Below are 13,430 nucleotides of genomic sequence, written 5' to 3' on the forward strand. Positions count from 1 at the left end.
CCTGTGGACGTCTCTGTCGTCATTCCCGCCATGTCCGGAATCATGTGGTCGATCACCTACGTGGCCATCGTCTACCGCGGGTTCAAAGACAAGTCCTTCGGCATGCCGTTGATCCCGCTCGCGCTGAACATCGCCTGGGAGTTCCTGGTCGCCGTGGTGTACGGCCATCACAGCTCGGGGATCGTCGCGGTGACGCAGATCGCGTGGCTCGTCCTGGACGTGCTGATCGTGGTCACCTTCGTGCTGTACGGCTACCGCCACTACAAGGAGGCTTTCGGCATCAGTCGTTCTGGATCGCCGTGGCGAAGCTGACGTTGGCGTAGGTCCGTTGCACGCCTTGGACGACCACCTCGACGGACATGCCCCTGACCACCGCCGCCTTGGCCGCCCTGTCCCCCTCGGCGATGAGCGTTTGCTGTCCACCCGCCCGATCCGCGCCGACACCAGCGCGCTGAACACCACCGCCTCGGCGACCCGCGCCTCGGAGTACCCGGCATCCCGGTCGGCCACGTCGTGCGGCCGTTCGAACAGCCCGCCGGCGTGCTCGACGCCCCACGCCACGAGGTTTTCCCCGATGAGCTCGGTCAGCTCGGCGAGCAGCGTGGAACTGCTGGCGGCTCGCTTCGGCTCCTGGTCCTCGGTGGGACGCAGCGCATCGAGCCACGATCGGTTCGACTGAGTCACGTGAGCTGCATGGACCTCGGGTACAGCCAGCTGCCCGGCGTGCCCTCGGCGGGGTTCGTGTAGTAGTCGTGCACCGCGTCCACGTACTCCTGCAAGCTGATCGAGCCGTCACCATCGGCGTCCACGTGCGCGAACGCGATCGCGCACTCGGCCTCGGAGAGTCCGCGAGCCTGCAGCAGGACCTGGAACTCGGCCGCCTCGACCCGGCCGTCGCCGTTCGTGTCCGCGAGCGCCAGCAACGACTCGGAGACCTCCAGGAACATGTCGTCGAACTCGTCGACGTCGACGAACGCCGCCATCATCGCCGCGCGGTACTCCTCCAGGGTGATCCGGCCGTCGCGGTCGGCGTCGCAGTGCTCGACCAGCGTCTCCCAGAACCTGTCGGACGTCTCGATCAGCTCCCGGCCCCGCTCCGACGACGCGGGCTCACCGAACGCCCGCAGCAGCCGGTTGGCCAGCGCGTAGAGGTCCGCGAGCTCGATGACGTCGTTGCCGTTGACGTCGTAGTGGGCGAAGGTCGTCTCGATCCGGTGCTGCAGAACCTCGTTCATGACCCCGAACTGTGGCCTCAGGCGCGGCCGGACGCAACCGAGCAGACGGGCACGCCGTCTCAGCCCGGGTAGAACACCAGGGCACCCGGCGAGACGCGGATCGGGCTGGCTTTCCACACGTCGGTGATGTCCGAAGCGGACCACAACCCGGACGGGTCGATCACCTGCACCTGCCGCGCCGACGCCGCGGCCACCGAGCTCACCGGCACGGTGAGGTTCGACTGGCTGTAGCGGTCGAGCTTGGATCCGTCCGTGTAGACCTTGGTGACCGGCAACGAAGGCAGCGAGGACGAGACCACCAGCACGTCCTGCGAGAGCCAGTCGATGGACTGCACGGCGGAGCCCAGCGTCGACGGCTGCAACTGCCGGGGAGAGCGCAGCGCCACGTCCTGGTTGTTGCGCACCACGGAAGCGACGTAGAGCTTGCCGGCGATCACCAGCGCCGCGCGGGTGCCGTCGCGCGAGAGTCGTAGCTCGCTGATGGCACCGAACGGCGCGATGTCGGTGATGTTCACGGCCTTGGCGGTCCAGCTGCCGTTGTCGGAACGGGTCACGCGGGCCACGGAGCTGCTGTCGACCACGGTCCACACCTCGCTGCCCGGCTCCTGGGGCCCGCTGGAGACCAGCCAGCTCGGTCTGCTCAGCGAAGTCGCTCGCTGGTCCACTTCGGACAGGTCGCCTTCCAGTTCGCCCACCCGCAACCGCACTCCGCCACCCGAGCGAGACACCACGGCCAGGCGTGAGCCGTCGAGGGACTGGGCCGCCGAGACCGCGCTGTACGCGCCGGCGCCGGCGGGGCCTTTGATCGGGTTGCCGTCGGTGAGCGAGCGGATCGACCCGTCCACCACGAGCATGCCCTGGAGGTTCGCGTTCAGCGCCAGCAACGCTTCACCCGCGGTCGCCGACACGTCGGACGGCCGGTAGTCGCGCTGGTCCGGCAGGATCTGCTGGCCGTCGACGAGCACCCGCACCCGCGAGGACGTGACGCCGGAGTACGACTTCACCACCTGCGCGACGATCTGTTTGCGCTTCTCCGGTGTCAGGTCCTTGCCCACCTTGGTGAGGTTGACCTCCAAGGCCCCGTCGTCGGATTCCTTGGTCTCGGAGAACGAGTCGGTGTCCGGGCCGAGGGCGCTCACCAGCGTGTCGCGCACGGCGTCGCCGGGGCCCTTGATCAGCAGCTCGGTGACGCGCGTCGGAATGCTCGTGGCCGGTGGGACGACGACGTAGCGCGGGTCCGGCACCAGCACGGTGAACTCGGGGTTGTAGAAGTAGAGCGTCACCCGGCGGTAGTTGTTGTTGAACAGGCTCAGCGGGATGTAGACGCCCGGCGGCGGCTCCGAGATGCGCCACTGGTTCTCGCTGTTGCGCACCAGCTTCACCGGCTGCGTGAAGTCGCCGAGCAGCGGCGTGAACGCGTTGTCGTTGCCCAGGCGGCCGACGTACTTGCCTTGCAGCGCAACGGTTTGTGTCTTGTCCTGCGGCGTCTGCGACGGGGTCGGCACGGTCGAGAACGAGGTCTCGATGATCGTGGGGTTCTTGGTCTCCCACTTCTTGCCGGCTTCCGGCGTCAGGTACGCGCGGGCGGCCGCGTAGTCGCTGTCCGGGTTCGAGGTCGCGTCGATGAAGTCGCGCACGAGCATGAACGGATCGATGTTCTGCCGCGGTTCCGGTGCGCTGAAGGTGTTGGAGGCCTTGTTGTCCTTCGGCCCGATCGGCTTCGGCTGGGTGTTCGTCGGGATCGCCGCGCACCCCGTCAGGGTCACGAGGACGAGCACCAGCAGCGCCAGCCTTTTCACCGCACTTCCTCCGAAACCTCAGACTTCTCCGCGGGTGACCCGTCGACGGGCTCCGCGGGCTGCCAGGTGATCTCCGCCTCGGTCAGCTCGATCTCGCCCGGTTCCTCCACGGGGACCGGTTCCTCGACCACCACCACGGGTGCCAGCCCGATTGCGGGCGCCAGCGGCAACGGGCTCTCGCGCACCTCCGCGCCGTGCGTGCGCGGCAGCGTCAGCCGGAACACGGCGCCGTGACCCGGTTCGCCCCACGCCTCCAGCCAGCCGCCGTGCAGTCGTGCGTCCTCCAGCGAGATCGACAGACCCAGACCGGTACCGCCGGTGCGGCGGTTGCGCGACGGGTCGGCCCGCCAGAAGCGGCTGAACACCAGTTCCGCTTCGCCTTGCCGCAGACCGACACCGTGGTCCCGCACGGTGATCGCGACGGCATCGGCGTTGCCGCGCATGGTGAGTTCGACCGGCTGACCCTCGCCGTGGTCGATGGCGTTCGCCAGCAGGTTGCGCAGAATCCGCTCCACGCGGCGGGAATCGAGCTCCGCGGTCAGTTCGGAGTCCGGCAGGTCCAGCACCACGGGCGAGTTGGCGCTCGTCGAGATCGCGCGCACCGAGTCGTGCGCGCGGCGCGCGAGCACGCGGATGTCGACCTGTTCGGCGGTCAGCTCCTCGACACCGGCGTCCAGGCGCGAGATCTCCAGCAGGTCGCCCAGCAGCGACTCGAACCGGTCGAGCTCGTCGACCAGCAGCTCGGTGGAGCGGGCGAGCCCGGCGGGGAACTGTTCGCGCGAGGCGTGCAGGACGTCCGCGGCCATGCGCACGGTCGTCAACGGCGTGCGCAGCTCGTGCGAGACGTCGGAGGTGAACCGGCGCTGCAGCTGGCCGAACTCCTCCAGCTGTTTGAACTGGGCCTGGATCGACTCGGCCATCTCGTTGAACGACTCGGCCAGGCGCGCCACGTCGTCCTCGCCGACGACGTGCATGCGTTCGTGCAGGGTGCCGTCCGCGAACCGTTCCGCGACCTCGGCCGCCTGCCGCACCGGCCGCACGACCTGGCGCGTCACCAGGTTCGCGATCAGCGCGAGCAGCACCAGCAGCACGATGCCGCCGACCACCAGCGTCGACTGCACGACCTCGGCGGTGCGCTGCTCGGAGGTCAGCGGGAAGATCAGGTACAGCTGCATCGAGCGCGCGGACGTGCTCATCGGCAGGCCCACGACGAACAACGTCGTCGTCACACCGTCGCGCTGCACCGTGTGGATCTGGGTGCCCTCGTCGCCGTTCTCGACCATCTCGCGCAGGCCGCGAGGAACGTCCTCCAGCGGCCCCACGGACGGCACGCGCCCGGCGCCACTCGCCCCCAGCCCGTCGGCCAGGACGGGTTCGAACGCACCGGCGCCCGCTGTGGTGGCGTCTGTCCCGACGCCACCGACAGCGAGTTTGTTGATGGCGCTGGTGAACCTCGTCTGCACACTGTCCGGGCCGGGGTTGAGACCGACCAGATCGGACTGGATGAGGTTGCGCGACGCCATCGCCTGGCGCACCGCGGCCTCGTCCTTGGTGTTCAGCAGCTGGTTGGTGATCTGCATCTGCAGGACCATGCCCAGCACGAACACCACGGCGGACGACAGCGCGAGCGTGGACACCACGACGCGCAACTGCAGCGAACGACGCCACAGATCACCAAACGCCGCCCACCGCCTGCGCGCCTCCTCCACGAGGAACTGCGCCTTGGCGATCACCGGCCGAACGAACTTCATATGCCACCTGTCACGGAGGGCCGGCCTTGTACCCGACACCGCGAACAGTCAACACCACCTCAGGGTGCTCCGGGTCCCGTTCGACCTTGGAGCGCAGCCGCTGGACGTGAACGTTGACCAGGCGCGTGTCAGCGGCGTGGCGGTAACCCCACACCTGCTCGAGCAGCACCTCGCGGGTGAACACCTGGCGCGGCTTGCGGGCCAGCGCGACGAGGAGGTCGAACTCCAGCGGCGTGAGCTGGATCGGCCTGCCCTCGCGCAGCACCTCGTGGCCGGGGACGTCGATCGTGAGATCGCCGATCTGCAACACCTCGGACGGCTCGGCCTCGGTGCGGCGCAGGCGGGCCCGGATGCGGGCCACCAGCTCCTTGGGCTTGAACGGCTTCACCACGTAGTCGTCCGCGCCGGACTCGAGGCCCAGCACCACGTCGACCGTGTCGCTCTTCGCGGTGAGCATCACGATCGGCACGCCCGACTCGGACCTGATCGCCTTGCAGACGTCGATGCCGTTCATGCCCGGCAACATCAGGTCGAGCAGCACGAGGTCGGGCTTGAGCTCGCGCAGCGCGGGCAGGGCACGGGCACCGTCGGCGACCACCGCGGTGTCGAAGCCTTCCCCGCGCAACACGATCGTCAGCATCTCCGCCAGGGCGGGGTCGTCATCGACGACGAGCACGCGTGCCTTCATACTCAATATCGTCGCACTGCCGGTCGCGCGTTCGCGCACCGCCCACGTTCCGTTGCCGCTGGTGGCGGTGTGCGCTCGTTCGGTAACCGGCCGGAACTGTCGTTCCACGTGCCCCACCTCGCCCCGTTTGGCCTGCTCGTCGCGGGAATATCCGCAGAAAGCTCACCTTTCGTTACGGTGCGCACGAGCGACCACTCATGGAGTGAACAGCGGCGCCAGAAGTGAAGAGAAGTTCACATTCGAACGTCCGTCGACCACGTGCCACGGAGCCAGCCAGCCGATGTTCGCCAGCCCGTCGTAGACGGCCCCGCACCTGGCCTGCAGCGAGCCGTCGGACTCGTAGAGGTCCCTGGCGCGCGAGTCGTCGGCCTGCTCACGCCTGGCGGCCCGTTCGGCGGCGACCTCGACGGGCACGCGGAGCAGCAGGTGCAGGTCCGGCACGGGCAGCCCGAAGCGGTCGATCTCCAGCTCGCGGACCCACCGGACGAACTCCCCGTGCTCGTCCTGGTGCAGGCGCGCGGCGCTGTACGCGGCACTGGACGCCACATAACGATCGAGCAGCACGACGTCGTGCCGTTCGAGGCCCTCGCGGATCTCGTCGGCCGCGCCGCGCCGGTCGAGCGCGTAGAGCACGGCCATCCCGTACACGGAGTCGCTGAGGTCGCCGATGTTGCCGTAGAGGGCGTCGCGGACCAGGTCGGCGTGCACGCTGACGCCGTAGCGCGGGAACGCGAGGCTGGTCACGGTCCTGCCCTGGGCGTGCAACGCCTCGGTCAACCCGTTGGCGAGAGTGCGCTTGCCCGCGCCGTCCAGACCTTCGATCACTACGAGCTTTCCCACGCGCGAACCCTAACTTGATCGTTGCCCGCCACTCACACGGCCGCGCTACGTCCCCCACACGGGCGAAATCCGATCTTTCGGTCACCAGAACGAGTGACTACGGTGAACAGTCACACGGCGCGTGTGAAGGGTAGGTGCCGCGGTGGCCGCGGAATCCGGGCACGCCGAGTCGGTCAACGAACCGATCGGCCACCCGACCGGGGGTCTACCGACCCCTCTCGCCGAGACGCTGCGCTACGGGCCGTTCCACCGCGCACTGCGCGAGGCGATCGCCCACAGGGGCCTCTCGCTCGCCAGGCTGCGCGCCCACCTCGAACAACAGGGCGTTCAGGTCGGCCAGTCCACGCTCTCGTACTGGCAACGCGGCCTGCGCCATCCCGAGGTACCGCGAGCCATCGGCACGGTGCGCGCACTGGAGACGGTGCTCCGGCTGCCGCCATCGTCCTTGTTGGACCTCATCGGCCCGCGGACCGCCAACACCTACGCGCCGCGCCCGGTGGCCACCTGGCCCGAGCCCGCGCCGCTGCTCGCGTCGTTCGACTCCGTACCGGAAGCGGCGCGCGGCAACGCCGATCTCGAAGTGCTGTCGGTGCACGACACCGTCCAACTCGGAATGCACCGCGAACAGCGCTCCATCACCACCCGGCTGGTCGTGCGGGCGCTGCGGCAGGGTCCCGACCGGTACCTGGCGGTGCACCACTGCGACGAGGGCTCGCTGATCGAGAACGCGATGGTGAGAGTCGGCGAAGGATGCCGGCAGGGGCGTCTGCGCCGGGAAAGCGCTTCCCGCAACCTGGCCGTGGAAATGTTGTTCGACCGGCGGCTCTCAGCCGGCGAGGAGCACGTCTTCAGCTTCACGATCGTCGACGACACCGGCGGCGCGACGCCGGGGAGCCACCGGACGTTCCGCGACGTGTGCGGCTCGTACCTGGTGCAGCTCTCGTTCCACCGACGCGCGATGCCCGCGCGCTGCATCAAGCAGTTCCGGGCCTCGGCCGACGCCACGCCGGTCGACGTCGAAGAGCTGGTGTGCGGGCTCGGCGGCGTCGTCAGCGCGTACTTCGGCGAGGTGGGGCCCGGTATCGCGGGCATCGCCGTCGAATGGAGTTAGGAGCGAGGGAAGCGAGAGGGCTAGCTCTTTAAGTGAGTTAGAAGGAAGCTCTCTCATGGCCTCGCGTTCACCACGCTAGCAGCGATGTCCAGCAGGTTGTCCATCGTGATGCGCAGCGGCTGACCGTCCGGAGTGGACTTCCGCCGGATCAGCCCGGCCAGCCGTGCGACGGTGAAGTACTTGCGGCTCAACACACCCGCGATGGTCTGCTCGACAACACCGCTCCTGTCCTCGAGCTGGTTGCCCCAGTCCTCGCCACGCAGGTACAGGTGCAGCCACGTCGCCTCCCAGCCGTCTGCGGCGCGGGCGAAGACGACGGGCAGCGCGACCCGGCCGGTGCCGTGCAGGGAAACGCGTGCGCGCACGGTGCTCGGCTCGAACGGCTTGCCCCGTTGGTCCAGATCGCGGGTCATGAAGCCGAACATCGACAGCAAGACCTCGTTGAACCCCTCGCCCTCGAAGACGTCCACCTGCGGCACGACATAGCTCGACGTGGAGGCGTCCCGCGGAATGTCGATGAACTCGGTGGCTCCGTCCGGGGCATCGGTGACGTCACCGGAGTAGTAGACGCCGTCCTCGTGGAGGTTCGTCCACGACACGTGGCCCTGGAAGTCGAGCTCCGGGCCGAGCAGCGCGGCCGACAGGTCGTAGTCCGTGTTCCTCGCCTTCGTGCGCCAGTGGACGAAGAACCGCAGCAGCTCGCCTTCCAGCCGCACCTTCGACCCGCGCGGCAGCACCCCGAAACCTTCTTCGGAAGTATTGCCGGACAACGGAACCACGACGTCGAGCAGGTCCGGGTCGACCGTCAGTTCCGACACTTCGGGCAGCCTGCGGACGATTTCGTCCTCCAGGACCGCGGTGATGCTCGCGACGGCTTCGCGGGCGAGCGGAGGCCGCGCGTCCGGCGTGATCCACGCACGCCCCGACTGGTTCGCGAACACCCTTGCGGCATCCGGGCTTTCGCGGTTCTCCAGGTGTTCGAGGAGTGAACACAACACGCGGCCGGACACGCTCGGAGCCACGGCGGCGACGGCGTCGACGATGACCGGAACGTCCTCTTCCGTGCCGTGCCGCAGCAGCCGGTCGACCTGCCGCAGGAGCATGCCCGGTGCCGCGCTCAGGATGCGCACGGCCGCGCGGATGTCGTTGTCCTGGAACGCCATCTCGACCCGGCCGGCGAACGACCGGACGACCTTGTCCTTGCGCGCCACCGCGAAGACGTCCTGCGCGTGCGGCCACTGGTCGTGCTCGTGCGGATGCAGCCGCTCACCGAGCCGTTTCCACGCTTCCCGGTTCTTGTTGACGTCACCGAGCTTGCTCGCCGCCACCTCGTCGAGAGCAGCGAGCAACGCCCGGCGCTCAGGCCTGCGGAACGACCGGAAACGAGTGGGTTTGGTGAGCGTGACGTCGCCTCCCGAGGCCTCCGCGGCCAGTCGCAGGACGTCGGTGACGGTGTCGATGCCGATCAACGGCCGCTGCGCGACCAGCCTGGCCGCGTTGAGGATCGCGCGGTTCTCCCTGGTCGGCACGGCTTCCGGTGGCTCGACGTCGAGGCACTGGGTCGCGAGCTCGCCGAGCAACGCCCGGTCGCTCTCGCCGAGCGGGGTCGCGCCGGCCGCGAGTTCCAGGTAGAGCCGATGGGTTTCGTCCTGGAGGGTGCCACCTAGGTGCAGGACCGTGACGCGGTCCTTGAGCGACGGGACCAGCTCGTCGTGCGCTTCCAGCATCTCCTCGTAGCTGTGCTGGACGCGCCCGTACTTGGGCAGGTCGAGCAGGTTGCCGCGGAAGGCGATGCCCTTGCCGAACGCGAGCTTCTCCAACACCGTTTCGCACCGTCATGACTGCGCTCCCACGCAAACCTGATGCCGAGTTGGTAGCAGAAAACTGCCGACGCAAACGCTTGCTGATCACCTCAGCTACCGCCAACTCATGATCACATCGCGGGATTCCACCCGTTTGGGCACGCTGTTGTTTTTCCTCCATCACCTAACGTCGAGTTCCATGAACGGTGATCCGTCCACTCCGTACAGCCGTGACCTGGGCGATGAGTTGCGACAGGTGCGGGAGCGCTTCACGACCTTCCGGGCTCGGAAGATCGCCCGGATGCTCGGGTGGGATCCGGGGAAGGTCTCCAACATCGAGCACGGCAAGGTCCGCGCCACCGAGATCGACCTCATCCAGTACCTGGGCCGTTGTGGGCGCAGTCAGGTCTTCATCGAGGACTTCCTGAACAGGTACCGCTCGGCGTTCGACCACTACTTCGTGCAGGTGCCCACCAATCTGCGCACGGTGACGATGGCCGAGTCGAGCGCCGACAAGATCACCAGCTACAGCCTGACGGCCATTCCTGGCTTGGTGCAGACCGAGGACTACGCAACAGCGCACTTCCAGACCGGAACGATCGCTCCGGACGAGATCGAGGCGGCTGTTCGTTTCCGGATGGAACGGCAAGCGATCCTCAGGCGGCCGAATCGCCCGCTGTGCACCTTCTACATCCACGAGAACGCCCTACAGCTCAAAATCGGCAGCGATGCGGTCATGGAGGACCAGCTCATGAGGCTGCTCTTCCACACCCACATCATCCGGATCGTGCCTGCTTCAAGCGGTGCAGCAGGCGTCTTCGCGGCTCCTTATGTGCTGTGGGAGTACGAGAAACGCAGCAGCGTCGCCTACACGGAGTCCGACCTCGCGATGGTGTTCGTTCAGGACCTGGCCGGGGTCAAGACGTGTAAGTCGATCTTCGCGCAACTGGATGCGCTGGCCCTCAGTGAGGAACAATCGCGATCGATGGTGGCGGATCTCGCCAGCCGATCGCGGGAGGACCTCAGTGGCCGGAGACTGCACCTGGCGTAAGAGCAGCTACAGCGGCAACGCCGACGCGGGCAACGAGTGCGTCGAGGTTGCGTTCGCCCAGGTCGTGCGCGTCCGTGACTCCAAGAACACCGCCGGTCCCGAGCTCGGGTTCAGTGCTGGGGCGTGGCAGGCGTTCGTCAGCGCTGCAGGCGCACAACGCGAGGGCTAGCGCCGACGTGGACCACGAGTTCCCACTGAGGAGCGGCGGTGGGCTCGGATGCGGCGACGAAATCCGCGTGGACCAGCGGGGCGTCAGTCATCTCCTGGTAGAAGCGGCGGGCGTCGTCAGGCTGGTCGCAGGCCAGAACCATGCGGCCGGGCCGGACCTTCCAGCCGGTGAAGGTGCGGGCCTGCCACAGCGAGACAGGAGCACCGACCGGGTCGATCAACGTCGCCATGCGACCCTGATCGCCCGCCTCGAACGGAGGCACGACGAGGCGAGCGCCGTTCGCCACCGCCACTTCGGCACGGCGATCGACGTCGTCGACTGCCAGGTAGTAGGCGATGTGGGCGGGTGTTCCCGGCGGGTAGATCGGGTTCGCCAGGTCACTCACGCCGCCGATCAGGTGGCCCTCGGCGGAGATCTTGGTGGCCTTGCGCCAGTCGTCCTCGTCGACCGCGAAGTGCCAGCCCAGGGTCCGCGAGAAGAAGGCGGCGGTGCCGGTCACGTCGCGGGTTTTGAGGTCCATCCAGCAGAACTCGTTCGATGATCCCGAATCTGTCGTCACCCTGTGATCATCGTCGTCTCCGCAAAGGGTTTCAGGGCCACGTTCGGGCCAGCCTCTGAAACGTCTCGAGTTCGCTGTGCACCGGCACCACGCAGAGCAGGTGACCGCCGGGCGCGCGCAGCGTGTGGCACTCCAGCCAGCGAGAGACCGGCTCCGCGCCCAGGGCCGTCAGCCGGGCGACCTCTGCCGCCACGTCGTCGGTCTCGATGTCGACGTGATAGCGCGGTGCGTCGTCGATCGCCTGGACGTCGACGGTCAGGTCCGGGACGGCGCCGTCCAGGGCCGTGAACTGTTCCTCGCCCGCCACGGGACGCGCCGGGACGCCCAGCGCGGCGGACCAGAAGTTCGCGGCCGCACCGGCCTCGGTGGCGGGCGTGTCGATGAAGATCCCGAACAGTCGGCTGCGATGCACAGCACCGAGGCTAGTCAGCTGAGGTCGTAGGGCACCGGCAGACCGAGCGCGGCCAGGAACCGCTGGGTCTTGACCTCGACGAACACCTCGCCGTCGTCGATCGCGTCGACGTCCTCGTCCTCGTTCCACTCGAAGTCGTCCGGGTTCTCGTCCGAGGCCAGGAACTCGAGCAGCTCCGCCTGCTTGGCGGCGACGTCGCCGGAGTTGTGCAGCGCCCACCACGCGGCCAGCCCCGCGGCCTCGCGCAGCACGTCGGTCGGGTCGGACGCGTTCGGGTTCTCGAAGTAGGTGCGCGGCGTCAGGCCGAGGTACGCAACACCGCTACCAGGCCCGACGGGCGCGTAGACGACCGAGGTGATGTCGCTGTCGTGGATGTCGATCCACAGCGACGGCTCGTCCAGCGGCGGCAGTTCGCCCTCGGACAACGTCTTCCAGGAACCGTGTTCATAGGCGTACGTGCCGAAGAATCCCACGGCGAACATGAAACAGGGGCCTCCCGCGACGCGCGCGGGAGGCCCCTGTCAGGAAGTGCTCAGTAGCGGTAGTGGTCCGCCTTGAACGGGCCCTCGACGTCCACGTCGATGTACTCGGCCTGGTCCTTGGTCAGCTTGGTGAGCTTGCCGCCGAGCGCCTCCAGGTGGATGCGGGCGACCTTCTCGTCCAGCACCTTGGGCAGGCGGTAGACCTCGTTGTCGTACTCCTCGTGCTTGGTGAACAGCTCGATCTGCGCGATCACCTGGTTGGAGAAGGAGTTCGACATGACGAACGACGGGTGGCCGGTCGCGTTGCCGAGGTTCAGCAGGCGGCCCTCGGACAGCACGATGATCGAGCGGCCGTTGGGGAAGACCCACTCGTCGACCTGCGGCTTGATGTTGTTGCGGCGGATCCCGGGGTAGCGGGCGAGGCCGGCCATGTCGATCTCGTTGTCGAAGTGGCCGATGTTGCCGACGATCGCCTGGTGCTTCATGTTCGCCATGTGCTCGACCATCACGACGTCCTTGTTGCCCGTCGTCGTGATGATGATGTCGGCCTTGTCGAGGACGTCCTCGAGGCGCTGGACGTCGTAGCCGTCCATGGCGGCCTGCAGGGCGCAGATCGGGTCGATCTCGGTGACGATGACCCGGCCGCCCTGGCCGCGCAGGGACTCGGCGGCGCCCTTGCCGACGTCGCCGTAGCCCGCGACGACGCAGACCTTGCCGCCGATCAGGACGTCGGTGCCGCGGTTGATGCCGTCGATCAGCGAGTGGCGGATGCCGTAGCGGTTGTCGAACTTCGACTTCGTCACGGCGTCGTTGACGTTGATCGCCGGGAAGAGCAGCTCACCGGCGGCGGCCAGCTGGTACAGGCGCATGACGCCCGTCGTGGTCTCCTCGGTGACGCCGCGGATGCCCGCCGCGATGTTCGTCCACTTCTTGCCGTCGGCGGCCAGCGACGCGCGGAGCGTGTCGAGGACGATCTTCCACTCTTCCGCGTCGTTCTCGTCGGCCTGCGGGACGACACCGGCCGCCTCGTACTGGACGCCCTTGTGGACGAGCAGGGTGGCGTCGCCACCGTCGTCCAGGATCATGTTCGGGCCCTTGCCGTCGGGCCAGGTGAGCATCTGCTCGGCGGTCCACCAGTACTCCGGCAGCGTCTCGCCCTTCCAGGCGAAGCAGGGGATGCCCTTGGGCTCCTCCTCCGTGCCGTACGGGCCGACGACGACGGCCGCGGCCGCGTGGTCCTGCGTCGAAAAGATGTTGCAGGAGGCCCAGCGCACCTCGGCGCCCAGGTCGACCAGGGTCTCGATGAGCACGGCCGTCTGGATCGTCATGTGCAACGAGCCCGAGATGCGGGCGCCCTTGAGCGGGTACACCCCGGAGTACTCGCGGCGGAACGCCATCAGTCCGGGCATCTCGTGCTCGGCCAGCCGGATCTCCTTGCGACCGAACTCGTGGAGCGACAGGTCGGCCACTGCGAAGTCGATGCCGTTGCGGGTCTGCAACCGGTCCGAGGTCATTGCGAAGTCCTCCAGGG

Annotated in this window: 15 protein-coding genes; 5 read left to right on the plus strand and 10 right to left on the minus strand. The window is 67.9% G+C overall.

Going from position 1 to position 13,430, the window contains the following annotated elements:
• The first annotated feature begins 30 nt into the window (after positions 1–30).
• Positions 31–312 carry a transmembrane-type terpene cyclase gene (locus tag G7043_RS05200; protein WP_166044374.1) on the plus strand — a complete coding sequence of 94 codons (282 nt, stop codon included), beginning with the start codon at positions 31–33 and terminating at the stop codon, positions 310–312.
• Between the two features lie 16 nt (positions 313–328).
• A complete protein-coding gene (locus G7043_RS05205; RefSeq protein ID WP_166044376.1) occupies positions 329–679 on the plus strand; it encodes a hypothetical protein in 351 nt (116 codons plus the stop codon).
• Position 680: 1 nt separating this feature from the next.
• Here the strand turns inward: G7043_RS05205 and G7043_RS05210 are convergent, their stop codons facing one another.
• From G7043_RS05210 to G7043_RS05230, 5 genes are all read right to left on the minus strand, one after another.
• The gene (locus G7043_RS05210) at positions 681–1,235 is read right to left on the minus strand and encodes an EF-hand domain-containing protein (protein ID WP_166044378.1); all 555 of its coding nucleotides are present in this window, start codon (positions 1,233–1,235) and stop codon (positions 681–683) included.
• Positions 1,236–1,294: 59 nt separating this feature from the next.
• The gene (locus tag G7043_RS05215; RefSeq protein ID WP_166044380.1) at positions 1,295–3,034 is read right to left on the minus strand and encodes an LpqB family beta-propeller domain-containing protein; all 1,740 of its coding nucleotides are present in this window, start codon (positions 3,032–3,034) and stop codon (positions 1,295–1,297) included.
• A complete protein-coding gene (mtrB, locus tag G7043_RS05220; RefSeq protein WP_166044382.1) occupies positions 3,031–4,785 on the minus strand; it encodes an MtrAB system histidine kinase MtrB in 1,755 nt (584 codons plus the stop codon). The genes G7043_RS05215 and mtrB overlap by 4 nt, the downstream gene beginning before the upstream one ends.
• 10 nt (positions 4,786–4,795) lie before the next feature.
• On the minus strand, positions 4,796–5,473 hold the full coding sequence (mtrA, locus tag G7043_RS05225; RefSeq protein ID WP_030471262.1) for an MtrAB system response regulator MtrA: 678 nt from the start codon (positions 5,471–5,473) through the stop codon (positions 4,796–4,798).
• A gap of 195 nt (positions 5,474–5,668) precedes the next feature.
• Positions 5,669–6,313: a dTMP kinase gene (locus tag G7043_RS05230; protein ID WP_166044384.1), complete on the minus strand. Its 645-nt coding sequence runs from the start codon at positions 6,311–6,313 to the stop codon at positions 5,669–5,671.
• 142 nt (positions 6,314–6,455) lie between these two features.
• Between G7043_RS05230 and G7043_RS05235 the strand changes: the two genes are divergently transcribed.
• Positions 6,456–7,424 carry a hypothetical protein gene (locus G7043_RS05235; protein ID WP_166044386.1) on the plus strand — a complete coding sequence of 323 codons (969 nt, stop codon included), beginning with the start codon at positions 6,456–6,458 and terminating at the stop codon, positions 7,422–7,424.
• Between the two features lie 53 nt (positions 7,425–7,477).
• Here the strand turns inward: G7043_RS05235 and G7043_RS05240 are convergent, their stop codons facing one another.
• Positions 7,478–9,247, minus strand: a complete 1,770-nt coding sequence (locus tag G7043_RS05240) for a hypothetical protein (RefSeq protein ID WP_166044388.1) — start codon at positions 9,245–9,247, stop codon at positions 7,478–7,480.
• 133 nt (positions 9,248–9,380) lie between these two features.
• Here G7043_RS05240 and G7043_RS49785 point away from each other — a divergent pair, with 133 nt between their 5' ends.
• A complete protein-coding gene (locus tag G7043_RS49785; RefSeq protein WP_166044389.1) occupies positions 9,381–10,277 on the plus strand; it encodes a helix-turn-helix domain-containing protein in 897 nt (298 codons plus the stop codon).
• Positions 10,252–10,446 carry a DUF397 domain-containing protein gene (locus tag G7043_RS05250; protein WP_313887704.1) on the plus strand — a complete coding sequence of 65 codons (195 nt, stop codon included), beginning with the start codon at positions 10,252–10,254 and terminating at the stop codon, positions 10,444–10,446. The genes G7043_RS49785 and G7043_RS05250 overlap by 26 nt, the downstream gene beginning before the upstream one ends.
• Here G7043_RS05250 and G7043_RS05255 read toward each other — a convergent pair.
• From G7043_RS05255 to ahcY, 4 genes are all read right to left on the minus strand, one after another.
• Positions 10,415–10,966 (minus strand): VOC family protein, encoded by a 552-nt coding sequence (locus G7043_RS05255; RefSeq protein WP_166044391.1) that lies wholly within the window; start codon positions 10,964–10,966, stop codon positions 10,415–10,417. The two genes, G7043_RS05250 and G7043_RS05255, sit on opposite strands and share 32 nt — an antisense overlap.
• 70 nt (positions 10,967–11,036) lie before the next feature.
• Complete coding sequence (locus tag G7043_RS05260) at positions 11,037–11,417, minus strand: VOC family protein (RefSeq protein ID WP_166044392.1); 381 nt, start codon at positions 11,415–11,417, stop codon at positions 11,037–11,039.
• Positions 11,418–11,431: 14 nt separating this feature from the next.
• Positions 11,432–11,899 carry a hypothetical protein gene (locus tag G7043_RS05265; protein WP_166044393.1) on the minus strand — a complete coding sequence of 156 codons (468 nt, stop codon included), beginning with the start codon at positions 11,897–11,899 and terminating at the stop codon, positions 11,432–11,434.
• Between the two features lie 50 nt (positions 11,900–11,949).
• Positions 11,950–13,413 carry an adenosylhomocysteinase gene (gene ahcY, locus G7043_RS05270; RefSeq protein ID WP_166044394.1) on the minus strand — a complete coding sequence of 488 codons (1,464 nt, stop codon included), beginning with the start codon at positions 13,411–13,413 and terminating at the stop codon, positions 11,950–11,952.
• Between the last annotated feature and the right edge of the window lie 17 nt (positions 13,414–13,430).

Origin of the sequence: Lentzea alba (assembly GCF_011067745.1) — a bacterium.
In the GTDB taxonomy this organism is placed as follows: domain Bacteria; phylum Actinomycetota; class Actinomycetes; order Mycobacteriales; family Pseudonocardiaceae; genus Lentzea; species Lentzea alba.

Coding starts and splice junctions, on each gene's coding strand:
- G7043_RS05200 (WP_166044374.1), top strand. CDS start 31: ATGTCCGGAATCATGTGGTCGATCACCTACGTGGCCATCGTCTACCGC.
- G7043_RS05210 (WP_166044378.1), bottom strand. CDS start 1,235: ATGAACGAGGTTCTGCAGCACCGGATCGAGACGACCTTCGCCCACTAC.
- mtrB (WP_166044382.1), bottom strand. CDS start 4,785: ATGAAGTTCGTTCGGCCGGTGATCGCCAAGGCGCAGTTCCTCGTGGAG.
- mtrA (WP_030471262.1), bottom strand. CDS start 5,473: ATGAAGGCACGCGTGCTCGTCGTCGATGACGACCCCGCCCTGGCGGAG.
- G7043_RS05255 (WP_166044391.1), bottom strand. CDS start 10,966: ATGGACCTCAAAACCCGCGACGTGACCGGCACCGCCGCCTTCTTCTCG.
- G7043_RS05265 (WP_166044393.1), bottom strand. CDS start 11,899: ATGTTCGCCGTGGGATTCTTCGGCACGTACGCCTATGAACACGGTTCC.
- ahcY (WP_166044394.1), bottom strand. CDS start 13,413: ATGACCTCGGACCGGTTGCAGACCCGCAACGGCATCGACTTCGCAGTG.